General features: G+C 71.2%; 20 protein-coding genes. 9 read left to right on the forward strand and 11 right to left on the reverse strand.

Translation table 11 applies throughout. From position 1 onward, the window contains the following. Positions 1–136: 136 nt before the first annotated feature. The 3 genes from WAT24_RS00835 to WAT24_RS00845 all read right to left on the reverse strand — a co-directional run bounded on the left by WAT24_RS00835 (position 137) and on the right by WAT24_RS00845 (position 4,283). Positions 137–1,750, reverse strand: a complete 1,614-nt coding sequence (locus WAT24_RS00835; protein WP_336805912.1) for a tetratricopeptide repeat-containing sulfotransferase family protein — start codon at positions 1,748–1,750, stop codon at positions 137–139. A 129-nt stretch (positions 1,751–1,879) separates the two neighbouring features. Then, positions 1,880–3,496: a tetratricopeptide repeat-containing sulfotransferase family protein gene (locus tag WAT24_RS00840; RefSeq protein WP_336805913.1), complete on the reverse strand. Its 1,617-nt coding sequence runs from the start codon at positions 3,494–3,496 to the stop codon at positions 1,880–1,882. A 34-nt stretch (positions 3,497–3,530) separates the two neighbouring features. Next, positions 3,531–4,283 (reverse strand): GntR family transcriptional regulator, encoded by a 753-nt coding sequence (locus WAT24_RS00845; protein WP_336805914.1) that lies wholly within the window; start codon positions 4,281–4,283, stop codon positions 3,531–3,533. 158 nt (positions 4,284–4,441) lie between these two features. Between WAT24_RS00845 and zwf the strand changes: the two genes are divergently transcribed. From zwf to eda, 4 genes are read left to right on the forward strand one after another with little or no spacing between them, the layout of a single operon-like run. Further along, on the forward strand, positions 4,442–5,908 hold the full coding sequence (gene zwf / locus WAT24_RS00850) for a glucose-6-phosphate dehydrogenase (RefSeq protein ID WP_336805915.1): 1,467 nt from the start codon (positions 4,442–4,444) through the stop codon (positions 5,906–5,908). 54 nt (positions 5,909–5,962) lie between these two features. Next, the gene (pgl, locus tag WAT24_RS00855; RefSeq protein ID WP_336805916.1) at positions 5,963–6,676 is read left to right on the forward strand and encodes a 6-phosphogluconolactonase; all 714 of its coding nucleotides are present in this window, start codon (positions 5,963–5,965) and stop codon (positions 6,674–6,676) included. Positions 6,677–6,733: 57 nt separating this feature from the next. Continuing rightward, positions 6,734–8,551 carry a phosphogluconate dehydratase gene (gene edd, locus WAT24_RS00860; protein WP_336805917.1) on the forward strand — a complete coding sequence of 606 codons (1,818 nt, stop codon included), beginning with the start codon at positions 6,734–6,736 and terminating at the stop codon, positions 8,549–8,551. After that, the gene (eda, locus tag WAT24_RS00865; protein WP_336805918.1) at positions 8,551–9,195 is read left to right on the forward strand and encodes a bifunctional 4-hydroxy-2-oxoglutarate aldolase/2-dehydro-3-deoxy-phosphogluconate aldolase; all 645 of its coding nucleotides are present in this window, start codon (positions 8,551–8,553) and stop codon (positions 9,193–9,195) included. The genes edd and eda overlap by 1 nt, the downstream gene beginning before the upstream one ends. Here eda and WAT24_RS00870 read toward each other — a convergent pair. From WAT24_RS00870 to WAT24_RS00880, 3 genes are all read right to left on the reverse strand, one after another. Further along, on the reverse strand, positions 9,192–9,470 hold the full coding sequence (locus WAT24_RS00870) for a DUF1272 domain-containing protein (protein WP_336806362.1): 279 nt from the start codon (positions 9,468–9,470) through the stop codon (positions 9,192–9,194). The genes eda and WAT24_RS00870 overlap by 4 nt on opposite strands. Before the next feature lie 102 nt (positions 9,471–9,572). After that, positions 9,573–10,052 carry a GNAT family N-acetyltransferase gene (locus WAT24_RS00875; RefSeq protein WP_336805919.1) on the reverse strand — a complete coding sequence of 160 codons (480 nt, stop codon included), beginning with the start codon at positions 10,050–10,052 and terminating at the stop codon, positions 9,573–9,575. 5 nt (positions 10,053–10,057) lie between these two features. Then, the gene (locus WAT24_RS00880; protein WP_336805920.1) at positions 10,058–10,450 is read right to left on the reverse strand and encodes a rhodanese-like domain-containing protein; all 393 of its coding nucleotides are present in this window, start codon (positions 10,448–10,450) and stop codon (positions 10,058–10,060) included. 80 nt (positions 10,451–10,530) lie between these two features. Between WAT24_RS00880 and ftrA the strand changes: the two genes are divergently transcribed. The 4 genes from ftrA (at position 10,531) to WAT24_RS00900 (ending at position 14,589) form a co-directional block, all read left to right on the forward strand. Continuing rightward, positions 10,531–11,553, forward strand: coding sequence for a transcriptional regulator FtrA (gene ftrA / locus WAT24_RS00885; protein ID WP_336805921.1), 1,023 nt, complete (start codon positions 10,531–10,533; stop codon positions 11,551–11,553). Continuing rightward, entirely contained in the window at positions 11,550–12,419 is an 870-nt protein-coding gene (locus tag WAT24_RS00890) for an EamA family transporter (RefSeq protein WP_336805922.1), read from the forward strand. Before ftrA ends, WAT24_RS00890 begins: the two co-directional genes overlap by 4 nt. Before the next feature lie 85 nt (positions 12,420–12,504). After that, positions 12,505–14,097 (forward strand): S10 family peptidase, encoded by a 1,593-nt coding sequence (locus tag WAT24_RS00895; protein ID WP_336805923.1) that lies wholly within the window; start codon positions 12,505–12,507, stop codon positions 14,095–14,097. Positions 14,098–14,217: 120 nt separating this feature from the next. Continuing rightward, entirely contained in the window at positions 14,218–14,589 is a 372-nt protein-coding gene (locus WAT24_RS00900) for a nuclear transport factor 2 family protein (protein WP_336805924.1), read from the forward strand. Positions 14,590–14,617: 28 nt separating this feature from the next. Here the strand turns inward: WAT24_RS00900 and WAT24_RS00905 are convergent, their stop codons facing one another. Continuing rightward, positions 14,618–19,258: a DEAD/DEAH box helicase gene (locus WAT24_RS00905; RefSeq protein WP_336805925.1), complete on the reverse strand. Its 4,641-nt coding sequence runs from the start codon at positions 19,256–19,258 to the stop codon at positions 14,618–14,620. Positions 19,259–19,372: 114 nt separating this feature from the next. On the opposite strand from WAT24_RS00905, the gene WAT24_RS00910 reads away from it, so the two are divergent. Further along, positions 19,373–20,233, forward strand: a complete 861-nt coding sequence (locus WAT24_RS00910; protein ID WP_336805926.1) for an alpha/beta hydrolase — start codon at positions 19,373–19,375, stop codon at positions 20,231–20,233. A 204-nt stretch (positions 20,234–20,437) separates the two neighbouring features. Here WAT24_RS00910 and WAT24_RS00915 read toward each other — a convergent pair whose 3' ends face one another. From WAT24_RS00915 to WAT24_RS00930, 4 genes are all read right to left on the reverse strand, one after another. Further along, entirely contained in the window at positions 20,438–21,073 is a 636-nt protein-coding gene (locus WAT24_RS00915) for a DUF4142 domain-containing protein (protein ID WP_336805927.1), read from the reverse strand. A gap of 51 nt (positions 21,074–21,124) precedes the next feature. Next, positions 21,125–21,454, reverse strand: a complete 330-nt coding sequence (locus WAT24_RS00920) for a KGG domain-containing protein (protein ID WP_336805928.1) — start codon at positions 21,452–21,454, stop codon at positions 21,125–21,127. Positions 21,455–21,775: 321 nt separating this feature from the next. Further along, positions 21,776–22,495 (reverse strand): hypothetical protein, encoded by a 720-nt coding sequence (locus WAT24_RS00925; protein ID WP_336805929.1) that lies wholly within the window; start codon positions 22,493–22,495, stop codon positions 21,776–21,778. Next, complete coding sequence (locus tag WAT24_RS00930) at positions 22,492–23,832, reverse strand: sigma-54-dependent transcriptional regulator (RefSeq protein ID WP_336805930.1); 1,341 nt, start codon at positions 23,830–23,832, stop codon at positions 22,492–22,494. The genes WAT24_RS00925 and WAT24_RS00930 overlap by 4 nt, the downstream gene beginning before the upstream one ends. Positions 23,833–24,041: the final 209 nt, after the last annotated feature.

The raw sequence follows: 24,041 nt of genomic DNA on the forward strand, positions 1-24,041 counted from the left end.
GGCGAAGGAGCAGGCCCGACTTCGGAGGTGGCGGCCCGTGGCAGTGCCGTGACCGGGCCGTGTGGTCGGTTCCAGCACGCGCCGGCCTGAAGCGGAAAACCCTGTCCATCATCCAGGGCCGCGGTGCCCGGCAGGCTCAGGCCGGCGCGCACAGTCCCGCTGTCGCGAGTTCCGCGCGCAGCGGCGCCAGCTGGCGCTCGTAGTGACGCCACTGCTCCAACCCGCGCGTGTGGATCGACTCCCGCACCTGCGGGGTGCTGCGCGTGGCGACCGGCGAGGTGTTGCGCTCGGGACGCAGGCAGGCTTGCTCCACCTCCAACCCGCAGTGGGCAAGCACGCGTGGAACGACCGCAGCCGGATCCCGCACGAGTTCCGCATAGGAAACATCCAGCATGGCCCCCGGCAGTGCCTGGTGCCAATGCCTCACCAGCCGCGCGTACTGGCGATAGTAGTGCGCCAGCGCGCCCAGCTCGTAGCAGTAGGGCGAGATGTTGCCGAACATCGCCTTGAAGTTGGAAAAGCAGGTGTCCATCGGATCGCGCACCATGTGCAGGATGGGCGCGTGCGGCAGCGCACGGCGAATGAAGGCGACCAACTGGATGTTCCCGGGCAGCTTGTCGACGTAGTAGCGTCGACCTTGCGCACGCCATTGGGTCTGCTTCAGATAACGACGGCCGACTTCCCTGGCGTCGACGCTGTCGCTGCGCTCGATGACGCGGAGCAATCCCTTCGCTTTCGCCGGCAGCACGTCCGCGACCCAGTGCAGCTGCCTCCAGAAGTCGATGATCTCTCCTGCCGAGGCCACCTGGGAGTGGCTGGACAGGATGCGGTCCAGCAGGGTCGTGCCCGAGCGCGGCATGCCTACGATGAAGATGGGCGTCGGCCCTTCGGGCGGAGGAGCCTGCCGGGACGTACCCTGGCCTGCCGGCAGCCTGATCAGCGCGTCGGTCAGGGCTTCTTCGAGCGCGGCGTCATAGGGGTTGAGCCGATGCATCAGGTCGTTGCAGCGCGCCAGTGCCTCCCACGCCTCCTCATGGCGCGCCAGGTCGTCGAGGGTCTTGAACACGGCGTACTCGAACTCCGCGCGCACGAATGCCTGGTGCGGATCCGCCGGGTGCGCCGGAAGCCGTCGCAGCTGTTCGTGCAGTTGCGCCAGGTAGTTGGCTTCCGGCGTCTGCTTGCGCAAATCGACCACCGTGGCGGCGGCATCGCCGAAATCCGGCCAGCGTTCCAGGCACTGCTCCAGCACCCGACGGGCCTCATCGATGCGCCCGTTGAATTGCAGCAACATGGCGTACAGCCGCCAGGCATCCGGGGAGCGCACTCCTGCCCGCATGGCCCGCGCCGCTGGCTGCAAGGCCTCCCGGATCTCCCCGGTCATGAAACGCAGGTTGGCCTGTGCGACCAGCAGATCGGCGGGCGGATCCGGCGCCTGCTCCAGCAGATCCAGGCAGGCACGGGCAGCCACGATCTCGCCGCGCGCCACCAGATGCTGGACCAGGATGACGATCAGGGGCGCATCCTTGGGCAGGCGGCCGAGCACCGCCAGCAGCGGGCGGGTCGACGCCTGCAGCCGGCCCTGGCGGAACAGCACGTCGGACAGCTGGATGCTCGCGGCCAGGTCGTTGGGCGCATGCTGCAGAATGGTTTCGAGCGCTGCCTGCGCATCGGGCCATCGCCGGCCGTCGGTGCAGGCCTTGGCGCGCTGACGAAGCGTGTCGAGAGAGATCGGGCCGCCGGGAGTGGTCATGGCGTCATGGTATCCGCTCGATCCGTGCAGAGAACGGAGGCCGAGCCATGGGCTGCCTGGTGCGCGCCGCCCGGGTGCCCCTTCGGCGGCGCGTGACAGCAGGCGGTGCGCTTTCGCCGGGTCGACGGCTCAGACCGCCGCCAGGGCCGCGGCCGGCTGCAACGCGTCGAGTGCCTCCTGCAACGGCGCCAACTGCCGGGCGTAATGGCGCCACTGGCCGACACCCCGGGTATGGATCGACTCGCGCACCTGCGCACTGCTCGGCGTGGCGACGGGAGCGGCATTGCGCTCCGGCGCCAGGCAGGCATCTTCCAGTTCCAGCCCGCAGTGGGCGAGTACCCGCTCGACGGTTGTTTCTGGAGCCCGCACCAGTTCGGCGTACGGGACGTCCAGCATCGCGCTCGGTAGCGAGGCGTGCCAATGACTTGCCAGGCGCGCGTATTGCCCGTAGTAGTGCGCCAGAGCACCGAGCTCGTAGCTGTAGGAAGAAACGTTGCCGAACATCGCCTTGAAGTTGGAGAAGCACGTATCCATGGGATCACGGACCATGTGCAGGATCGGAGCGTGCGGCAACGCCCGGCGGATGAAGGCCACCATCTGGATGTTGGCCGGCAGCTTGTCGATGTAGTACGCCCGGCCGCGGGCTCGCCATTGCGTCTGCCTGAGGTAGCGAGCGCCGAGCGCCTGATAATCGATCCCGGCGCTTCGCGCGATCACCCGGCGCAGGCCTTGCGACCTCGCCGGAACGACATCGGCGACCCAGTGGAGCTGGCGCCAGAAATCGATGATCTCGCCGGCCGAAGTCACCTGCGAATGGCTCGACAGGATACGATCCAGCAGGGTCGTTCCCGAGCGAGGCATGCCGACGATAAAGATGGGTGTGGGCCCTTCCGGCCTCCCGCGCGCGTCGACAGGGACATGCGGCATATCGACAAGCGCGTTCGCCACCTCCTCCTCGGCGGTCGCGTCATAGGGGTTGAGCCGGCTCATCAAGGCATTGCACCGCGCCAGCGCGTCCCATGCCTCCTCGTGGCGTCCCAGGTCGTCGAGTGTCTTGAACAGCGCGTACTCGAACTCGGCGCGCACGAACGCCTGGTCCGGGGTGGCCGCTTCCTCGGGCAGCTTGCGCAGCTGTTCCCGCAGCGAGTCGAGGCGGTTGGCGTGCGGTGTCTGCTTGCGTAGGTTGACCAGCACCATCGCGGCGTCGCCGAAGTGCGGCCAACGCTGCAGGCACGTCTCGAGTACGGCGCAGGCCCCGTCGATGTCACCGCTGAACTGGAGCAGCATCGCGCGAAGATGCAGGTCTCCGGGCGAATTCGCCCCGGCTGCCACGGCCTTGTCCATGAGCGCCTTGGCCTCCGGGATCTCGCCCAGCGCGAAGCGCAGGCTCGCCTGCGCCACCCACAGCTCGGGAGGGGGGGCGGGTGCGAGCGCAAGCAGGTCGAGGCAGGAACGTGCGGCAAGAACCTCGCCTCGCGCGATCAGGTGCTGCACCAGCGAAATCAGCAGGGGAACGTCCCGGGGCAGCTGCCGCATGGCCTGCAGCAGCGGAAGCGTCGAGGCCTGCAATTGGCCACGCCGGAATCTCGTGTCGGCCAGGTCGATGCTGGTCGCCAGATCGTTGGGCGCGTGGCGCAGCACTTCCTCCAGGACCGCCTGCGCCTCGGGCAAGCGTTGTTCCTGCAGCAGTGCGTGCGCGCGTCGGCGGAGCCGGTCCAGACCGGCCGGATCGTTCCCTTGGCTCATGCGCCCATACTAACCGGCAGCGTGGCGGCGGCGCTCAATCCGTGTGCAGCTCGGCCACGAAGTCGTAGATGTCGCCGCGGTACCAAGAGCTGGTGAACTCCACCACGCGGCCGTCGTCCAGGAAGCTGCGCCGCTCGATGCTGAGGCCTGCGCTGCCGGCCGGTACGTGCAGCAGGCGGGCGTGCTGGGCGCCGAGGGACACCGCGCGCAGACGCTGCAGGGCGCGGCGCGGGCGGGCGTTGCGCCGCTCCAGCGCCTCGTACAGCGAATCATGCACCAGCATCGGGTCGGGCAGTACGCTGGCCGGGACCACGCTGCGCTCGATCGCCAGCGGCTCGTCGCCGGCATAGCGCACGCGGTGCAGGCGCACCACCGCCACGCCGGGCGAGAGGTTCATCGCCATCGCCTCCTCCGGAGTCACCTCGCCGATGCCGCGCTCGAAGAACTCCGAACGAGGGTTGAGTCCGCGTGCGCGCAGGTCCTCGGTGAAGCTGGTCAGCCGCGACATCGGCTTGACGATGCGCTCGGCGACGAAGGTGCCGGCACCGTGGCGCTGGGTCAGCAGGCCCTCCTCGACCAGGCCGGCGATGGCCTTGCGCACGGTGACGCGCGACAGGCCCAGGGCCTGCGAGAGGTCGCGCTCGCTGGGCAGCGCCTGGCCCGGCTCGATGTCGCGGTGCTCGACCACGGTGCGGATCGCCCGGCGCAGGCGCAGGTAGGCCAGCGGCTGGCGCGTATCGGCGCTCGCGCAGAGGCGGCGGTATTCGGCGACGAGCGCGGTCTCCATGCCGGAACGATACCAATCCCAAACCATTTGCGGCAAGTCGTCATGAAAACGTATGCACGGCATCGACGCCCGGCTGGGTAATCTGGTATTTCACTGGTACCATCCCAGCATCCGGCAGGCGCCTGGCCTGTCCCTCCCACAGCAGTCGAGGTGACTCCGTGACGGCTTCCCCCCCGCCCGTCGACCCGTTCGATCTGGTGATTTTCGGCGGCACTGGCGACCTGGCGCTGCGCAAGCTGCTGCCGGCACTGTTCCACCGCTTCCTCGACGGTCAGGTGCCGGCGGCCAGCCGCATCATCGGCGTGGCGCGCGAAGGCCTGGACGACGCCGGCTACCGCGGCCTGGTGCGCGACGTGCTGGTCGATGGCGGCGGCTCGGCCGAACGCATCGAGGCGTTCCTGCCGCAGTTGTTCTACCTGCCGCTGGATGCGCGCAAGGACGAAGGTTGGGACGGCTTCGCCGCGCTGGTGAACGAGCGGCCCGGCCACGTCCGCGTGTTCTACCTGTCCACCTCGCCGGAACTGTTCGTCGATATCTGCAACCGGCTCGGCGCCACCGGCCTCAACGGGCCGAACTCGCGGGTGGTGCTGGAGAAGCCGATCGGTCGCGACCTGGACAGCGCCATGTGCATCATCGACGCCGTCGGCCGCGTGTTCTCCGAGAAGCAGACCTTCCGGATCGACCATTACCTCGGCAAGGAGACGGTGCAGAACCTGCTCGCACTGCGCTTCGGCAACGCGCTGTTCGAGCCGCTGTGGAACGCCGGCCACATCGACCACGTGCAGATCACCGTGGCCGAGACCTTGGGCCTGGGCCGGCGCGCGGGCTACTACGACCGCGCCGGTGCGCTGCGCGACATGGTGCAGAACCACATGCTGCAGCTGCTGTGCATGGTGGCGATGGAGCCGCCGGCCTCACTCTCGCCGGACGCCGTGCGTGACGAGAAGCTCAAGGTGCTGCATGCGCTCAAGCCGCTGGACATGCGCAACGTCGCACAGCTGACCGTGCGCGGCCAGTACAAGGCCGGCGCCATCGACGGCGAGCGCGTGCCGGGCTACCTCGAGGAACTGGAGAACGGCCAGTCCAACACGGAGACCTTCGTGGCGCTGAAGGCGGAGATCGCCAATTGGCGCTGGGCCGGTGTGCCGTTCTACCTGCGCACCGGCAAGCGGTTGGCCACGCGGCTGTCGGAGATCGTGGTGGCGTTCAAGTCGGTGCCGCACTCGATCTTCGACGCATCCGCCGGTCCGCTGGCGCACAACCGGCTGGTGCTGCGGCTGCAGCCCGACGAGGGCGTCAAGCTGTGGCTGACCATCAAGCATCCCGGTCCCGGCGGCCTGCGCCTGCGCCACGTGCCGCTGGACATGAGCTTCGTCGAGGCCTTCGGCGTGCAGCAGCCGGACGCCTATGAACGGCTGCTGCTCGACGTGGTGCGCGGCAACCCCACCCTGTTCATGCGCCGCGACGAGGTCGAGGCCGCCTGGCGCTGGGTGGATCCGATCCTGGCCGCCTGGGCTGCCGCCGGCGAGCCGCCACGGCCGTACGCGGCCGGCAGCTGGGGACCGAGCGCGGCGGTGGCGCTGATCGAGCGCGACGGACGGACCTGGAACGAGGACAGCGAATAGCGCCACCCTGCCCCGAGGTCCCCGCACCGCCCACGTTCGCCTGCCAGTCCCGCCATGACCACCGCCCTACCGCTGACTACCCACACCTTCACCGATGGCCAGACGCTCGCCACCGCCCTGGCCGAGCGGGTGGCCGATCGCCTGCGGGCCGGCCTGCTCGAGCGCGGCTTTGCGCTGCTGGCGGTCTCCGGCGGGCGCACGCCGCTGCGCTTCTTCGAGCGCCTTGCGCAGGCGTCGCTGGACTGGTCGCGGGTGCAGGTGACGCTGGTCGACGAGCGCTGGGTGGCCGAGGACCATCCGCGCTCCAACGCGCGCCTGGTGCGCGAGCACCTGCTGCGCGATGCCGCCGCCGCGGCGCGCTTCGTGCCGCTCTACACCGGCGCCGCCACGCCGGAGGAAGGCCAGGCGGAGGCCGGTCGCTGCGTGCACGCGCTGCCGCTGCCGTTCGACGCGGTGATCCTGGGCATGGGCGCGGACGGCCACACCGCCTCGTTCTTCCCCGGCGGCGACCGGCTGGACGCCGCGCTCGATCCGAGCATGCCCGTCGGCGTGGTGCCGATGCGTGCGCCGGGCGCCGGCGAGCCGCGCATCACCCTGACCCTGTCCACACTGCTGCAGACCCGCCACCTGTTCCTGCACATCGAGGGCGAGGACAAGCGCGAGCTGCTGGCGCAGGCGCGGCTCGGCCTCGGCGAGGCCGCGCACTATCCGGTGCGCGCCGTGCTCGCGCGCTCGCCGGAGCCGGTGGCGGTGTACTGGTGTCCCTGATCTGTTGACCGCCGGCGCACCTGGTCGCGCTGCGCTTTTGCCCGGGAGTTTCCTGCCATGAATCCGCTGCATCCCGTCGTCGCCGAAGTCACCGCGCGCATCGTCGAGCGCAGCCGCGCCAGCCGCGCGGCCTACCTCGCGCGCATCGATGCGGCCGCTCGTGGCGACGGCCCCAGCCGCGCGCGGCTGTCCTGCGGCAACCTCGCGCACGGCTTCGCCGGCTGCAACGCGACCGACAAGGCCGCGCTGCGCGACGGCCGCGCGCCCAACCTCGGCATCGTCACCGCCTACAACGACATGCTCTCGGCGCACCGCCCGTACGAGCGCTATCCGGGCCTGATCCGCGAGCTCGCGCGCGAGTTCGGCGCCACCGCGCAGGTGGCCGGCGGCGTGCCGGCGATGTGCGACGGCGTCACCCAGGGCCGCGCCGGCATGGAGCTGTCGCTGTTCTCGCGCGACGTGATCGCCATGGCCACCGCCGTGGCGCTCTCGCACGACATGTTCGACGGGGCCCTGTACCTGGGCATCTGCGACAAGATCGTGCCGGGCCTGCTGATCGGTGCGCTCGCCTTCGGTCACCTGCCCGGCGCCTTCATCCCGTCCGGGTCGATGCCCAGCGGCATCCCCAACGAGCAGAAGTCGAAGGTGCGCCAGGCCTACGCCGAGGGCAAGGCCACCCGCGCCGAGCTGCTGGAGGTGGAGGCGGCCTCCTACCACAGCCCCGGCACCTGCACCTTCTACGGCACCGCCAACTCCAACCAGATGCTGATGGAGATCATGGGCCTGCAGCTGCCGGGCTCGAGCTTCGTCACACCGGACACGCCACTGCGCGACGCGCTCACCCGCGCGGCGGTCGAGCGCGTGGTGGCGCTGGCCCGCCCGGAGACGCGCCTGCCGCTGGGGCGCATCCTGGACGAGCGCGCCGTGGTCAACGGTGTGGTCGGCCTGCACGCCACCGGCGGTTCGACCAACCACCTGCTGCACCTGGTGGCGATGGCGCGCGCGGCCGGCATCCAGCTCAACTGGGACGATTTCGACGCGCTCTCGGCGGTGGTGCCGCTGCTCGCACGCGTGTATCCCAACGGCTATGCCGACGTGAACCATTTCCACGACGCCGGCGGTATGGCCTTCCTGATCGACCAGTTGCTCGAAGCCGGCCTGCTGCACGCGGACGTGCAGACCCTGGCCGGCCCCGGGCTCGCCCGCTACACCCAGGTGCCCCGCCTGGATGCGGACGGCCGGCTGGCCTGGGCGCCGGTGGCGAAGGAGAGCGGCAACCGCGGCGTGCTGCGTCGCGCGGCCGAGCCGTTCCGTCCGGACGGCGGCCTGCGCCTGCTCGCCGGCAACCTCGGCCGGGCGGTGATCAAGGTGTCGGCGGTGCCGGACGACCGGCTGGTGATCGAGGCGCCGGCAATCGTGTTCGACGACCAGGACGAGGTGCGCGCGGCCTTCGAACGCGGCGAGCTCGATCGCGATTTCGTGGCGGTGGTGCGCTTCCAGGGCCCGCAGGCGATCGGCATGCCGGAGTTGCACAAGCTGACCCCCACGCTGGCGCTGCTGCAGGATCGCGGGCACCGCATCGCGCTGGTCACCGACGGGCGCATGTCTGGCGCCTCCGGCCGCGTGCCGGCGGCGATCCACGTCACCCCCGAGGCAGCCGCGGGCGGTGCGCTCGCGCGGGTGCGCGAGGGCGACCTGATCCGCCTGGACGCGGTCAACGGCCGCCTGGAGGTGCTCGTCGAGGCGGCGCAGTTCGCCGCCCGCGTGCCGGACCAGGCCGCGCTGGACCCTCACCAGGCCGGAACCGGCCGCGAGCTGTTCGCGCTGTTCCGCGCCAATGCCATGAACGCCGACCTCGGTGCCGGAGTGCTCTGATGAACCCGACCGACAAGCAGCAGCAGATCGAGCGCACCCTGCGCCTTGCCCCGGTGATCCCGGTCGTGGTGATCGAGGACGCCCGCGCGGCCGTGCCCATGGCGCGCGCGCTGGTCGCCGGCGGCATTCCGGCGATCGAGGTGACCCTGCGCACGCCCGCCGCGCTCGAGGCGGTCCGCGCGATCGCCGCGGAGGTGGAGGGCGCCGTGGTCGGCGTGGGCACGGTGCTGGGCGAGGCCGACCTGCGCGCCGCGCAGCAGGCCGGCGCGCGGTTCGCCGTCGCGCCGGGCGCCACCCCGCGCCTGCTCGATGCGGCCGAGGACGTCGCCCTGCCGCTGCTGCCCGGCGCGGCCACCGCCAGCGAGGCGATGGCCCTGCTCGAGCGCGGTTACCGGCACCTGAAGTTCTTCCCGGCGGTGCCGGCCGGCGGCGCCAGGCTGCTCGCCGCCTGGGCCGGGCCGCTGCCGCAGCTGCGCTTCTGCCCGACCGGCGGCATCGGCCCGTCCAGCGCCGGCGACTTCCTCGCCCTGCCCAACGTGCTGTGCGTGGGCGGCTCCTGGCTCACCCCGGCCGACAAGCTGGCCGCCGGCGACTGGGCAGGCATCGAGCAGCTCGCCCGCGCGGCGGCCCGCCTGCGCGGCTAGGCGGTCAATTCAAGCGCCTCGGGGGCGTTCCTGGCGGCCTGCGCCAGCAGCCGGGCATGCGCCGCCAGGTCGACCGGCTCGCAGGTGAGCTTGGTCGCGGCCGGATGGCGGCCCAGGTAGTTGCCGTTCTTCCAGTCGCGCGCCGGGCGGATGGGCCGCGGCACGAGGCCGCCGCCGCAGTTCGGACACACGCCTCCGAGCACGTGCTCGACGCACTCGCTGCAGAACGTGCATTCGAAGGAGCAGATCCGCGCCTGCGCAGAGTCGGGCGGCAGCGCCTAGTCGCAGTGTTCGCAGGTCGGGCGCAGTTCGGGCATGGCGAGGGCCTCCAGGGAAACGATCATTGTGCGCGGCGGGGCGGTCGCGCCAACAGCCGATCAGGCGCCGCCGGCAGCGGCCGCTTCGAGCGCGAACGCGTAGCGGCGCTTGCGCCGCTCCCGCGCGCCCAGGCGCAGGTAGAACCGCGCGGCCGCTTCGTTCCACTCCGGCGTCTGCCACTGCACCGCCGCGCAGCCGCAGCCTTCGGCGAACGCCCGCACGGTTTGCCACAGATGCAGGCCGATCGAGCGGCCGCGCCAGCTCTCGCGCATGAACAGGCAGTCCATGTGCAGGTAGGGCGCGGCGTCCAGGGTGGAGAAGTCGATGCTGGCCGTCGCATAGCCGATGGCGTCGCAGGCGCATTCGGCAAGCCAGGCATGCAGCCGCGGCGGCGTCGCCTCCAGGGCCGCCGCCAGCGCCTCGGCGCGCCCGGCGAGCCGGTGCGGCAAGTCCTCGAACGCGGCATGTTCGACGATGAGCGGCACCAGCCGCGGCACGTCGGCGCCGCGCGCGCGGCGCACCGTCGCAGGGGCGTCCATCGCCCTCAGCCGCGTTCGAGCCCGAAGCCTTCGTCCAGCCACCCGGTGAGGCCCCCGATCATCTCCTTCACCGGCCGGCCGAGTCGGGCGAGCTTGAGCGCGGCCTTGTTCGCCCCGTTGCAGTGCGGCCCGGCGCAGTAGACCACGAACAGCGTTTCCGGCGGATAGTCGGCCAGGCGTTGCTCGCCGATCGTGCGCACCGGCATGTTGAGCGCGCCGGGCACGTGGCCGGCGGCGAACAGCGTGGGCGTGCGCACGTCGAGCAGCACGAAGTCCCTGGTTTCGTGGTGGCTGGCATACCACACGTCGGCGCAGTCGGTCTCGAATCCGAGCCGGCGCTGGAAATGCGCCTGCGCCTCGGGACCGGGGGCGGCGGGGATCTGGCTGACGACGCTCATGCTGGCGGCTCCGTGTGAGGTGATGGCGACAGTCTGGGCACTGGCGGCGGATCGGACCATTGGCGAGAATGCCAGGCATCATGAAAAAGCCGCCACGCCCGATCGGGCCGCCACGCAATCGCCGCGTCGCCGTACTGGCCTACGATGGCCTGTGCACGTTCGAGTTCGGCATCGCGGTAGAGATGTTTGGCCTGCCGCGCCCGGAACTGCCGGACTGGTACCGGTTCCGCGTCTGCGCGGTCGAGCGCGGACCACTGCGCGCGGCCGGCGGCCTGCGCGTGCAGGCCGAAGGCGGCCTGGCGCAGGTCCGCACGGCCGGCACGGTCATCGTGCCGGGCTGGCGCGACGTGGAGGCATCGCCGCCACCGGCCCTGCTCGAGGCCTTGCAGGCGGCGCATGCGCGTGGCGCGCGCCTGCTCTCGTTCTGCTCCGGCGTGTTCGTGTTGGCCGCCGCCGGACTGCTCGACGGCCGGCGCGCCACGACCCACTGGCGCTACGCGCCCGCACTGGCGGCCCGCTTCCCGCGCATCCGGGTGGAGCCCGACGTGCTCTACGTCGACGAGGGCGACGTGCTCACCTCGGCCGGCAGTGCCGCGGCGCTGGATCTTTCCCTGCACCTGATCCGGCGCGATCACGGCCCGCGGGTGGCCAACGAGGTGGCGCGGCGCGCCGTGGTGCCCGCGCACCGCGACGGCGGCCAGGCCCAGTTCATTCCCTCGCCGCTGCCAACGCAGGGCGAGCCGCTGGGCACCTTGCTGGAGTGGATGCGCCGCCACCTGGACCGCCCGCAGCCCCTGGCGGAGCTGGCGGCGCGTGCGCGCACCAGCGAGCGCACCCTGCTGCGCCGCTTCGAGGCCGCCACCGGTCGCTCGCCACGGCAATGGCTGATCGAGGAACGCCTGGGCCGCGCCCGCGAACTGCTCGAAGGCAGCCGGCTGAGCGTCGAGCAGATCGCCGACCGCTGCGGCTACGGCCGCGCCGACAGCCTGCGCCACCATTTCCGGCGCGTGGTCGGGGTCAGCCCGGCACGCTACCGCGAGCGCTTCGCGCACCTCCCCCGGGCCGGCGAGCCGGGGAGCAACGGCACGCGGCGCCGGGCATGAGCGATCTGCTGATCGCCGCGACCTGCAGCGTGCTGGTGTCGGTGCTGCTGCGGCTCGTCCGCCGGCTCCAGGTCGACGTCGGCCAGGCGATCGCTTGGAACTACCTGGTGGCCTGTGCGTGCAGCCTGCTGGCGTTCCGGCCGGAGCTGGCCGCGCTGCGGGCGACGCCCGCGGCCTGGCCGCCATTGCTCGGCCTGGGCATATTGCTGCCGACCATCTTCCTGGCGCTGGCCGGGTCGGTGCGCCACGCCGGCATTGTGCGCACCGAAGTGGCGCAGCGGCTCTCGCTGCTGATCTCGCTGCTGGCCGCCTTCGTGCTCTTCGGCGAGCTGCCGAGCGTGGCGAAGGCTGCCGGCATGGCGCTGGGCTTCGCCGCGCTGGCCGCGCTCCTGGCGCGACCGGCGTCCGGCGCGAGGGCACCGATGGCGACGCCCAACCGGGTGCGCTGGGGCTTTCCCGCCCTGGTGTTCGTCGGCTTCGGCGTGATCGACGTGCTATTCAAGCGGGTGGTGCAGACCGGCGTGCCGCTGGGCACGGCGCTGCTGGCGATGTTCGCGCTGGCGCTGGTGGTGTCCGTGCTGCTGCAGGGCTGGCGCCTCACGTGCGCTCAGGCGCGCCTGAGCGCGCGCAGCCTGGCGGCGGGGCTGGCGCTGGGTCTGTTCAACTTCGCCAACATCCTGTTCTACCTGCGCGCGCACCAGGCCTTGCTGGGCCGCCCGGCGCTGGTGTTCGCCGGCATGAACCTGGGCGTGATCGCACTCGGCACACTGGCGGGACTCGGGCTGTTCCGCGAGCGCCTGTCGCGCATGAACCAGGCTGGCTTGGCGCTGGCGCTGGCGGCCATCGCATTGCTGGCGCGCGGCTAGCGCGGCATGACTTCCGGCGGGTATCGGCTGGCGCCGGCGACCGCCTATGCTGGGCGCTTGTCCGTGTGTCCAGCGAGGTTCGTCCATGCGCAAGCTCCCTCTCGCCGCGGCCCTGACCGCCCTGCTGCTCGGCACCACTGCGATCGCCGCGGACAAGGACGCGCACCCGGCCGACCATCCCGATGCCGCGCTGACCCAGCCGCGCAGCTCGGAAACCACCGGCAGCGTGGCGGTCGAAGGCCGGCGCATCGACTACAAGGCGGTGGCCGGCACGCTGGTGCTGCATGAGCACGGAGACAAGGCCGACGAGCCGACCGTGAGCATGTTCTACGCCGCCTACTTCAAGCAGGGCGCGGATCCGGCGCGCCGGCCGATCACCTTCATCTACAACGGTGGACCCGGCTCGGCCACCGTGTGGTTGCACATGGGCGCGTTCGGCCCCCGGCGCGTGGTGACCAGCGACGACCACCACACGCCGGCGGCGCCCTACCGGCTGGTCAACAACGACTACAGCCTGCTGGACGCCTCGGACCTGGTGTTCATCGACGCGCCCGGTGCGGGCTTCTCGCGCCTGATCGCCGACGAGACCGACAAGGGCAAGCGCGAGGAACAGATGAAGGCGCGCAAGAAGGCGGTCTTCGGCGTCGACGGCGACGGTCACGCGTTTGCGCAGTTCATCACCCAGTTCCTTTCCAGGTACGGCCGCTGGAACTCGCCCAAGTACCTGTTCGGCGAGAGCTACGGCACCACCCGCTCGGCGGTGCTGGCGAATATCCTGCAGAACGACGACAGCGTGGACCTCAACGGCGTGATCCTGCTGTCGCAGATCCTCAGCTTCGACACCAGCATCGATGGCCCCGAGCTCAACCCGGGCGTGGACCTGCCCTATGCGCTGGCCTTGCCCACCTTCGCCGCCACGGCGTACTACCACCACAAGCTTCCGCAGCAGCCCGCCGCGCTGGAGCCGTTCCTGCGCGAGGTGGAGCAATACGCGCTGGGCGACTACGCCAACGCGCTGATGCAGGGCTCGCGCCTGGACGATGCACGCAAGCGCGCAGTGGCCGAGAAGCTGCACCAGTTCACGGGCCTGCCGGTCGACTACCTGGTCAAGGCCGACCTGCGCGTGACCGGCGGCATGTTCGAGCACGAGCTGCAGGCCGACGGCGACCTCACCACCGGACGCCTCGACAGCCGTTTCTCCGGGCCGTCGCTCGACCCGCTGAGCAAGGATTCGCAGTACGACCCGCAGTCCTCGGCGATCAGCTCGGCCTACGTGGCCGCCTTCAACGACTACGTGCGGCGCCAGCTCAAGTTCGGCAACGGCCTGCAGTACCGCCTGTTCGCCGACATCGATCACTGGGATTTCGCGCACAAGGCGCCCGGTTCGCATGGCGAGGCACTGCAGCAGTCGGTCAACGTGATGCCCGACCTGGCCACCGCGATGAAGACCAACCCGGACCTCAAGGTGTTCCTCAACGGCGGCTACTACGACCTGGCCACGCCGTACTTCGCCGCCGACTACGAGATGCACCACCTGCCGATCCCGGCCTCGCTGCAGAAGAACATCTCCTACGCCTGGTACCCCTCCGGGCACATGGTCTACGCGCACGAGCAGTCGCTGAAGGCGTTGCACGACAACGTGGCTCGGTTCATCGAGCAGACCGACAACGTGAAATAGCGCGGCCGACGGACGCGCGGCGCGCCGCGTTCCCGGTGAAGGGCGGCCGCACACGCGCGGGGCCCGGCCTTGCGGCACGATCTTGCTATGCTCCCGGCGCCACCACCGCCGATGAAGCCCATGCGCGCACTGATCGACCGCTACCTCGACGCCTACAACCGCCTCGACGTGGAGGGCATGCTGGCCACGCTGCACCCGCAGGTCACGTTCGAGAACGTCACCGCGGGCGTGACCACCGTGCGCACGCAGGGCATCGAGGAATTCCGCCGGCTGGCGCAGAGCACGCTGCCGCTGTTCGCGCGGCGGCGCCAGACGGTGACCCGCTATGCGGAGAGGGACGGCGTGGCGCACGTGGGCATCGCCTTCGAGGGCGTGTTCGCGCAGGACCTGCCCAACGGCGCACGGGCGGGCCAGGTGCTCGCGTTGAACGGCCGCAGCGAGTTCCGCGTGCACGAGGGCCTGCTGGTCCACATCGCCGACTTAAGCGACTGAGCCGCATGCGGGCGTGGCCTGCAATGCGCTAGATGGCCAGCCCGATACCTTGCGGTTCGCTGCCGGCCCGGCGCAGCAGCGCGTGGCGCCAGCGTTGCTGCGTCGCGCCGTCGGCTTCCTGCAGGAACTGCGGCTTGTTGGCGACCAGCGCGGCCACCGGCACGCCGTCCTCGTACAGCACGCGGGTGCCGGCCAGGGCGGGCAGCCTGTCGCCGGCCAGCACGGTGCCGACCAGGTTGAGCGGGTCGCTGCCGCTCACGCACACCAGCTGCTGCGACGGCGGCCGCTGGCGTACCGCGCGCAGCGCGCCGATCGCCTCGGGCAGCGCGAACTGCTCGCCCACCAGGCCTTCCACGAAGCGGCCGCCGCGGATCTCGCCGCGCGCCTCCAGCCGGTGGTACACGCGCAGCAGTTCGCGCCATGAGGGCAACCATGGCGCCTCGCGCTCGAGCAGCTTCCAGAACACCACGCCGTAGCGGCGAAGCAGGACGCGCGCCACGTGCTCGACGCGGTCGGCATCCTCCTCGGCGTTCCTGGCCGGCCGCGCCAGCGACCAGCGCCCGGCATCCTCGATCTCGCTCAGCGCGTGCCGGCGTGCGCGCCGGTGGGGACGCGAGTCGCGCTTGGCCGCCGGCAGCAGCAGCGCGCGCAGGCCGGCGAAGCTGTCGGCGCTGACGCGCCCGGCGGCGACCAGTTCGCCCAGCGCGTTCTCCAGCTCGGTGCGCAGCAGGCGGGTGGCGTCGAGCAGCTCGTCGAAGAACAGCGCGCCGTGTCCGGCGAGTGCGTCGGCGACGGCCTGGGCACGCGAGGAAAGCAGGCTCTCCTGCGGCTGCTCGTTCCCGGCGATGGACGTCCAGATGGCCATCTGCCGCCGCGGCAGCAGCACGATCGGCGTGGCGCGCACCGGCCCGCTGCTGCCGCCGCCGGCGCGCAGGCGGCTCCAGCCGAAACGGCCGGCGCGGCACAGTTCGTCCAGCCAGCGGCTGGCGTAGTCGCCCACGCGTGCCGGCAGCAGTTCGCTCTCCCAGGCGCCGGCGGCAGCCTCGTAGCCTTCCAGCTGGTGCAGCGCGGCGATCAAACCGTCCGGGCCTTCCATGCGGGTGTCGGGAGTGAGGTGCTGCCAGTCGGCGAAGAAGCGCAGCAGGTCGCGCCGGCTGACCGGCTCGATCTCGCGGCGCAGCCGGCCGATGGTGTAGCGGTGGATGCGCGCGAGCAGGTGGCGCTCGCACCATTCCGGCCCGGGCGCCTCCGGCGTGAAGCGGCCCTGCATCACGTAGCCTTCCGATTGCAGGCGCAGCAGGGCGGGCTCGACCTCCGCCGGATCGACGGCAAGCGAGGCGGCGAGCGTGTCCACGGTGACGGGTCCCAGCCCGCCGAGGCGACGACGGACCAGCTCCAGCAGGGCGTCGTCGCGGGTCCAGGTCTGGGCGGCGTAGTCGGGCGGAGCGCTGATCGGCGGGTGCCGCGTGGCGTCCGCGTGGATGGCTTGCCACAGCGGCAGGATTTCCGCCGCGACCCATACACCTGCGATCTTTCTTCCCTCCGGGGGAAAGGTGGCCCCGGAGGGGTCGGATGAGGGGCCTGGGCCCGCGCAGAAGTCGCCTGCAGTCTGTTCCCCGGAAGTTCCGCGCAAGCGCGGCCCCTCGGCCCGGCCCTCGCCCCGGGGGGGAGAGGGCGCAAAGGCTAGACGCGTCGCGCGGTGCTGCCGGGCGAGCGCCTCCAGGCGTTCCTGCCAGCCGGTGTTGGCCTCCACTTCCCGGCCCGTCACGAAGCCCAGCAACGTCAGCGCCTCGTGCATCTCGTCGGTGCTGCGCACCTGCGGCCAGGCTTCCTCGCGCACGGCGGCGATCGCCTCCGCGTCGAGCCGGCCCAGGTCGTCGGCGTCCTCGGCGCTCCAGCGCCGGTTCTGCACCGCCTGCGTACGTCGCTCCTCCAGCGGCGCGTCGTCCAGGTAGGCGTAGGGCGCGGCCGAGAGCACTTCCGAGGCGAGCGGGCTGGGCCCGGTGAGGTCGCGCGCGACCACCGCGATCGCGCCGGCTTCCAGGCCGCGCAAGATGCGCAGCAAACCGTCCACGTCCATCGCCTCGCGCAGGCAGTCGTGCAGGGTCTGCTCGACCAGCGGGTGGTCGGGAATCTGCCGTTCGCCGACGATGTTCTCCAGGCAGGCGACCTGGTCGGGAAAGACGGTGGCGAGCAGGTCCTCGCTCTTCATGCGCTGGATCTGCGGCGGGGTCTTCTTGCCGCCGGTGTAGCGCGGCAGCGCCAGTGCGGTGACCGCGTTCCAGCGCCAGCGCGCGGGGAACAGCGGGGCGTCCAGCAGCGCCTGCACCAGCACGTGCTCGGCACTGTTCGAGTGCAGGTAGCGCGCGACCTCCTCCAGCGGGAAGCTGTGGCTGGTCGAGAGCGACAGCACGATCGCGTCCTCGGTCGCCGCCGCCTGCAGCTCGAAGTTGAACTGGCGGCAGAAGCGCTTGCGCAGCGCCAGCCCCCAGGCGCGGTTGATGCGGCTGCCGAAGGGCGTGTGGATCACCAGCTGGGTGCCGCCCGATTCGTCGAAGAAGCGCTCGAACACGATCGTGCGCTGGGTGGGCAGCACGCCCAGCGCGGCCTTGGCGCGATGCAGGTAGTCCGCCAGCTGCAACGCGGCGGCCTCGCCCATCGACAGCACCGCCCGCAGCCACTGCACCCCGGCCGCCACGCCGCCGGCGTCGAGCAGCGCGCCGATCTCCTCGCGCAGGCGCGAGACGCCCGCGGACAGCTCGTCGCTGCGCCCCGGCGCCTCGCCCAGCCAGAACGGGATGCTCGGCGGCGCGCCGTGGGCGTCCTCCACGCGCAGGCGGTCGCGCTCCACGCGCAGGATGCGGTAGCTGGTGTTGCCAAGCTGGAACACGTCGCCGGCCAGGCTCTCCACCGCGAAGTCCTCGTTGACGGAGCCCACGATGGTGTTCTGCGGCTCCAGCACGACCAGGTAATCAGCGGTGTCGGGAATGGTGCCGCCGGAGGTGACGGCGGTCAGCCGTGCGTTGCGGCGGGCGCGCAGCTTGCGATGCACGGCATCGCGGTGGATGTAGGCCGCGCGGGCGCCGCGGCGCGTGCTGAAACCTTCGGCGAGCATGCGCACGACGGCATCGAAGCGCTCGCGCGGCAGGTCGCGGTACGGATGCGCCCCGCGCACCAGCGCGTACAGCGCATCCTCGTCCCATTCCTGGCAGGCGACTTCCGCGACGATCTGCTGGGCCAGCACGTCCAGCGGCTCGCGCGGCTGCACCAGCGCGTCCAGCTCGCCCCGACGTACGCAGTCGAGCAGCGCTGCGCATTCCACCAGGTCGTCGCGGCTGGTCGGGAACAGGCGTGCCTTGGGCGTGCCGTGCACGGCGTGGCCGGAGCGGCCGGCGCGCTGCAGGAAGGCGGCGATCGAGCGCGGCGAGGCGAGCTGGCAGACCAGGTCCACGTCGCCGATGTCGATGCCCAGCTCCAGCGAGGCCGTGGCGACCAGCAGCTTGAGCTCGCCGCGCTTGAGGCGCTGCTCGGCATCCAGCCGCAGTTCCTTCGCCAGGCTGCCGTGGTGGGCAGCCACCGCCTCCTTGCCCAGCCGCTCGGCCAGATGCCGCGCGGCGCGCTCGGCCATGCGGCGGGTGTTGACGAACACCAGCGTGGTGCGGTGCTCGCGGGCGAGCTGGGCGAGGCGGTCGTAGACGGTGTCCCAGCTGTCGTTGGACATCACCGCTTCGAGCGGGACGGGCGGGACTTCGATGGCGAGGTCGCGCGGGCGGGTGTGGCCCACGTCGACGATCGCGCAGCGCGTCGGATCCATCCCCCCTCCGGGGAGAAGATGGCCCGAAGGGTCGCATGAGGGGAAGAGGCTTGCGGGCAGGTCTGGTGGGAGCTCGACGCAAGATTGACCCTTCACCTCCGTCCTCTCCCCGGAACGGAGAGGAAGCGACCGTGGCGCTTCGCGCCGTTTCGATCCAGTCGAAGCGTCCTCGCCGGGAGAAAGAGCCTGGTTCCGTGCTCCGGCGAGGAAGCGCGCGACTTCCTCGATCGGCTTCTGCGTCGCCGACAGGCCGATGCGCTGCAGCGGCCGCTGGCACAGCGACTCCAGCCGCTCCAGCGACAACGCCAGGTGCGTGCCGCGCTTGGAGTTGGCCAGCGCGTGGATCTCGTCGACGATCACCGCACGCGTGCTCCGGAGCATCTCGCGTCCGGAGACCGAGCCCAGCAGCACGTAGAGCGACTCGGGCGTGGTCACCAGGATGTGCGGGGCGAGCTTGCGCATCAGCGCGCGCTCGGCCTGCGGCGTGTCGCCGGTGCGCACGGCGGTGCGGATCGCCACGTCCGGCAGGCCCAGCGCCTCCAGTTCCGCGCGGATGCCCTCCAGCGGCGCCTCCAGGTTGATGTGGATGTCGTTGGACAAGGCCTTCAGCGGCGAGACGTAGACCACGCGCGTCTCGTCGGGCAGCGCCCCGCCGGCGGTCACGCCCTCGCGCACCAGCGCGTCGATCGCGGCGAGGAAGGCGGTCAGCGTCTTGCCCGAGCCGGTCGGCGCGGCCACCAGCGTGTGCCGGCCGGCGTGGATATTCGGCCACGCGCCGGCCTGCGCCGCGGTGGGCGCGGAAAAGCTGCGCTGGAACCAACGCGCAACGGCGGGGTGGAAATGTTCGAGCGGCATGGCGGCTCCGCGGAAGCAGGCGCGGGATTCGATGATATAGGGGCGAATGGGCGGAACGTCGAGCGCCTGTTCGGCCTGCCCGGATCCGGCTACGGTACGCCGATGGACGCGAGCATGCGCAGCCGGGATCCGGCGCCGGATCCGCTGGATACCACCCTGGCCCTGCCGGACGGGCGCTGGCTGCAGTTGCACGACTGGCCCGGCGCCACGGCGCGCGAAGGCGTGCTGATCGTGCACGGGCTGGGCGAGCACGGCGCGCGCTACGCGCCGCTGGCGGCCTGGCTGAACGCCCGCGGTTACGCCGTGCGCAGCTACGACCAGGCGGGACACGGCCGCTCGCCCGGGCGCCGCGGCGCCCTGGCGCATCCGCTCGAACTGCTCGGGGACCTGGCCGCCGTACTGGCGGACTACGTCGCCGCGCTCGGCGCGCCGCCGTTGCTGCTCGGGCACAGCATGGGCGGCACCGTGGCTCTGCGTGCCGTGCTGGAAGGCCGCGTCGCGGTGCGCGCCCTGGTGTTGTCGTCGCCCGCGCTACGGACCTGGGTGCCGGGCTGGCAGCAGTCGCTGGCCACACGCCTCGCGCGCGTGCTGCCCGGTCTGCCATTGCGCAGCGGCCTCCCGTTCCGGGCGCTGTCGCACGACCCGGACGTGGTCGTGGCGTACCGCCACGATCCGTTGCGTTCGGGCTGGATCACCCCGCGCCTGGCGCGCTTCATCTTCGAAAGCGGGCCGTACTGCATCCGCCACGCGGCCGCGCTGGCGGTGCCGACGCTGCTGCTGGTCGCCGGTGCCGACCGGCTGGTGGATCCGCGCGGCAGCCTCGCCTTCGCCGAAGCGGCGCGACCCGGCGGCCACCTCACGGTGCGGGTGTACGACGCGCTCTGCCACGAGCTGTTCAACGAAGCCGAGCCCGCGCGCCGCGAGGTGCTGGCGGACCTCCAGTCCTGGCTGGCGCAACGGCGGCCGGTCGCGTAACGACTGCGCTCAGGCGGGCGTGCCGCCGCCGGGCGGCGGCGGCTGGCAGGGCGTGTGACCGCATCCGCACGGGCCGGCGGAGGGCGTGTCGCCCGCCTGCCGGCAATGGTCCGAGCAATAGCTGTCGCCCACCGGCACGCTGCAGCGACACCCCGGATGGGCGCAAGGCTGGTGGGCGGTCGCGTTCACGGTCGGCTCGCCGGATCAGCGCGTGCTGCTGCCCGACGCAGGCATGTTCATCGAGCCGCTGCGATCCATCGGCGTGCCGTGGCGCATGCTGCTGCTGCCGCCGGCGGCCTGCTCGGCCATCTGCAGATGCTGCTTGAGCACCGGCAGCGTGCTGCTGGCGAACTGCTTGAGGTCGGGGTCGCTGGCGTTCTGGCTTTCCATGCCGAACATCTTGATCGCCTTGCGGTGGTCCCTGACCATGGATTGCGCATAGGCGCGGTCGAAGGCGCTGCCGCTCATCGCCTGCAGGCGGGCGGCTTCCTTCTTCTGCGCAGGCATCGGCTCGGTCGGCAGGGTCACCTGCTTGCGCGCGGCGATGCTCATCAGCCGGTCATTGGCCTTGGTGTGGTCGTCGACGATGCGCTGGGCCAGCTGCTTGACCTGGTCGGACGATGCCTTGTCCAGCGCGATGCGGCCGAGCTGCACCTCGGCCAGGCCGTCGGCCGCGGCGTGACGCATGAACATCGCATCGTGTTCCCCGCCTCGCATGCTGCTGCCGTGATGGCTCATGCTGCTGCCGGCGGAGGAGGCGCTGCTCTGCGCGAACGAACTGCCGGCGGTGCCGGCCAGCAGCAGAAAGCCGAGCGCCAGGGTGACGCGTCTCGGTGTCATGGCGATTTCCTCTTGGGTGAATGGCGTTTGCGCGACGTGGACGCTGCCTTGTCAGTCGTCTTCCTCGCTCTTGTGGCTCTGGCGGCCGGCCTTGGCGTGTTGTGCGCTGCTGCCGCCGCGGGTGCCTTCCTCGCCGCTGCGCCGGCCATGGCTGGCCTCGCCGCCCTTGCGGCCGATCGCGGCCATGTGCTCGCGGTTGGCGCTCACGGCCTCGCCGCCCTTCTGGCCGGCGCGGCGCGCTTCCTCGGACGTGAACTGATGGGCATGGCCGCTGGCATGGGCGGCGCGGCCGCCTTCGCTGGCGATCTCGCGCTGGCGCTCCTCGTCCATGCTGGCGAAGCCTCGTTTGCTGGTACCGCTGCCTGGATTCTTGCTGGACATGTCGGTGCTCTCTTCTTCCGTTCGGGGGACGTCGAGCAGTGGGGGCTCGACGGCGCGCCGCGTTGCGCGGCGGCTGCCGTGCGATCGCAACATCCATGCCAGCTCGAGCGTGCGCCGAACGCCGCCGTGACGCGGGCAACGTCGCCGCCAGGCAGGGGACTGTCATGGCTGCTCGAAAGCGGTCGCGGCAAAATTGCGAAGCCGCATGGAAAACTTGCCGCTCTCCACTGCTAGGCGCAGTGACGGCGGCGTGCAGCACGAATCGACGTTTGCCGGCCTCGCCGGAAATGAGTGGCCTTGTCCGCGGGTGTCGAGCTCGCTTCAGTTGAGCGAGCGCACGCGATGCAGCGAGCCGCCCTCGCGCAGCAGGCCGCGCGCCAGCTCCGCGCAGCGCATGCAGCCGTGGCCGATCTGGTCGAGCAGGTCCAGCACGCCCTGGCGCTCCTCGCGTTCGAGCATCATCGCGGCGAGGTCGGTACGCATCACCATCACGTTGAGCGCGTTGTTGATCGCATCGACCACCGGCGCGGGATCGTTCTGCCAGGCCGGCGCCTCGGCTTCGCGCCGCTCGCGCTGCAGCAGCACCGCCAGCCAGGCGCCGATGTGGGCCAGCGCCGTGCGCTCCTCGCTGCCGAGCATGCGCGGGCGGTACAGCGCCAATCCGAGCGAGGCCGCCGGACGCCGGGCGCGCCGACAGGGCAGGGCGATCGCGCGCAGCCGGCCGTGGCCGCGTCGCTCGCGCGCCTCGGTGCGCTCCACGGTCTGCGCCGACCGCAGCGCGCGGGCGGCGAGCTGGCCGGCGAGCTCGCGCGCGTACCGCCGCGAGGCGGGTGGCGGCGGCAGCGGCCAGCAGTAGCGGCCCTGGCCGCTGGGCCGGTGCGGTGCGACCAGCAGGCACACTTCGGCCTGCCATTGCAGGCTCACGTGTTGCAGCAGCCGGGTGATCGCCTGTTCCGCGGAGGAGGCTTCCAGCGCGTGCAGCGTGGTCGGCAGCGGCAGGGGAATCGGCGTGATGGCGGAATGGGGAGGCCGTACGTTCATTCGCGGTCTTCGTGCTGGTAACGCGACAGCTTGTTGTAGATCGTCTTGAGGCTGACCCCCAACGCCTCGGCCGTGCGCGTCTTGTCGTTGTCGAAATGGGCGAGCGTGCGCAGCAGCATCTGTTTCTCCATCTCTTCGATGGTCATGCCGATGCGGAACGGCATCGTCCCGTGATCGTGCGCCTGGTGCAGCGGATACTGCGGCGGCTGCGCGATCTTCATGTCCAGTTCGTCGCCCGACATCACCCAGGCGCGCTGCACCGCGTGCTTGAGCTCGCGCGCGTTGCCGGGCCAGTCGTAGGTGAGCAGCCGGCGCATCGCATCGGGGGCGAAGCGGCGCTTGGTGCCGTAGCGCTCGTTGAGCCGGTCCAGGAAGTGCTGCGCCAGCAGCGGGATGTCGCTGGCATGCTCGCGCAGCGGCGGCATGGCGAGCGGAAAATCCATCAGCCGATAGTAGAGGTCGGCGCGCAGCACCCCGTCGCGCACGGCCTGCAGCGGGTCGCGGTTGGTGGCGGCGATCACCCGCACGTCGACCGGCTTGCTGGCGCTCGCGCCCAGGCGGGTCACGTCGCGCTCCTCCAGCACGCGCAGCAGGTGCGTCTGCAGGTGCAGCGGCATTTCGGTGCATTCGTCCAGGAACAGCGTGCCGCCCTGCGCCTGCTCGAAGAAGCCCGCATGGTCCCGGATCGCGCCGGTGAAGCTGCCGCGCTCGTGGCCGAACAGCTGGCTGGTCAGCAGGTCGGGTGCGATGGCGCCGCAGTTGACCGCGACGAAGCGCCCGCTGCGTCCGCTGAACTCGTGCAGTGCGCGTGCGGCCAGCTCCTTGCCGGTGCCGCTTTCGCCGTGGATCAGCACGGTCACGTCCAGTGGCGCGACCCGCCGGATCTTCTCGAACAGGCGCTGCATCACCGCGCTGGAGCCGATCAGCCCGCCGCAGCTCTCGCGCGTGGCATCCGAGTCGGCACGCAGGCGTGCGGCCGCGATCGCCTGGTCGATCAGGCGGCGCAGCTCGTCGCCCTCGATCGGCTTGATCAGGTAGTCCATGACGGGCAGCTGCAGCGAACGCACCGCCGTCTCCACCGTGGGATGCCCGGTCACCACCACCACCTGCGCGGTCTGGCGCTGGTCCAGGTGGCCGATCAGGTCCAACCCGTTGCCGTCGGGCAGCGACAGGTCCAGCAGCAACAGATCGAAATGCTGTTGCGCGGTGAGCTTGAGAGCATGCGCCAGGCTCGGGGCGCCGGTCACGGAGCAGTTCTTCTGTTCGGCGAAATCGGTTACCACTTCGAGGAATTGAGCGTCATCGTCTACGAGGAGAATGGAAGCGATCGTCGGCACAGGTTCACCGGAAAGGGGGGGCCACGTGGCCCCTGGCTGTCGCGTGGAATAATCGGCCGGTCGATGCCGGTCTGTGCGTCCACGACAGCGGCCGCGGTGGACACCGCATGGCAGGTCAGCGTGGACAGCGCCGACGATGCCGCAAGCGAAGTGCAAGCTGCGTCGAAGAGTTGTTCTCGGCCGCGACGCACACCGACGGCGTGCATCCG

It is taken from the genome of Fulvimonas yonginensis (genome assembly GCF_037137055.1).
Lineage (GTDB): Bacteria > Pseudomonadota > Gammaproteobacteria > Xanthomonadales > Rhodanobacteraceae > Frateuria_A > Frateuria_A yonginensis.

Bases quoted from the DNA above. Each gene is read 5' to 3' on its own strand.
- WAT24_RS00910 (WP_336805926.1), top strand. From the start codon at position 19,373: ATGCGCAGCCGGGATCCGGCGCCGGATCCGCTGGATACCACCCTGGCC.
- WAT24_RS00880 (WP_336805920.1), bottom strand. From the start codon at position 10,450: ATGAGCGTCGTCAGCCAGATCCCCGCCGCCCCCGGTCCCGAGGCGCAG.
- WAT24_RS00845 (WP_336805914.1), bottom strand. From the start codon at position 4,283: ATGGAGACCGCGCTCGTCGCCGAATACCGCCGCCTCTGCGCGAGCGCC.
- WAT24_RS00840 (WP_336805913.1), bottom strand. From the start codon at position 3,496: ATGAGCCAAGGGAACGATCCGGCCGGTCTGGACCGGCTCCGCCGACGC.
- WAT24_RS00875 (WP_336805919.1), bottom strand. From the start codon at position 10,052: ATGGACGCCCCTGCGACGGTGCGCCGCGCGCGCGGCGCCGACGTGCCG.
- WAT24_RS00915 (WP_336805927.1), bottom strand. From the start codon at position 21,073: ATGACACCGAGACGCGTCACCCTGGCGCTCGGCTTTCTGCTGCTGGCC.
- WAT24_RS00900 (WP_336805924.1), top strand. From the start codon at position 14,218: ATGCGCGCACTGATCGACCGCTACCTCGACGCCTACAACCGCCTCGAC.
- WAT24_RS00895 (WP_336805923.1), top strand. From the start codon at position 12,505: ATGCGCAAGCTCCCTCTCGCCGCGGCCCTGACCGCCCTGCTGCTCGGC.
- ftrA (WP_336805921.1), top strand. From the start codon at position 10,531: ATGAAAAAGCCGCCACGCCCGATCGGGCCGCCACGCAATCGCCGCGTC.
- edd (WP_336805917.1), top strand. From the start codon at position 6,734: ATGAATCCGCTGCATCCCGTCGTCGCCGAAGTCACCGCGCGCATCGTC.
- pgl (WP_336805916.1), top strand. From the start codon at position 5,963: ATGACCACCGCCCTACCGCTGACTACCCACACCTTCACCGATGGCCAG.
- WAT24_RS00890 (WP_336805922.1), top strand. From the start codon at position 11,550: ATGAGCGATCTGCTGATCGCCGCGACCTGCAGCGTGCTGGTGTCGGTG.
- eda (WP_336805918.1), top strand. From the start codon at position 8,551: ATGAACCCGACCGACAAGCAGCAGCAGATCGAGCGCACCCTGCGCCTT.
- WAT24_RS00925 (WP_336805929.1), bottom strand. From the start codon at position 22,495: ATGAACGTACGGCCTCCCCATTCCGCCATCACGCCGATTCCCCTGCCG.
- WAT24_RS00905 (WP_336805925.1), bottom strand. From the start codon at position 19,258: ATGCCGCTCGAACATTTCCACCCCGCCGTTGCGCGTTGGTTCCAGCGC.
- WAT24_RS00835 (WP_336805912.1), bottom strand. From the start codon at position 1,750: ATGACCACTCCCGGCGGCCCGATCTCTCTCGACACGCTTCGTCAGCGC.
- WAT24_RS00920 (WP_336805928.1), bottom strand. From the start codon at position 21,454: ATGTCCAGCAAGAATCCAGGCAGCGGTACCAGCAAACGAGGCTTCGCC.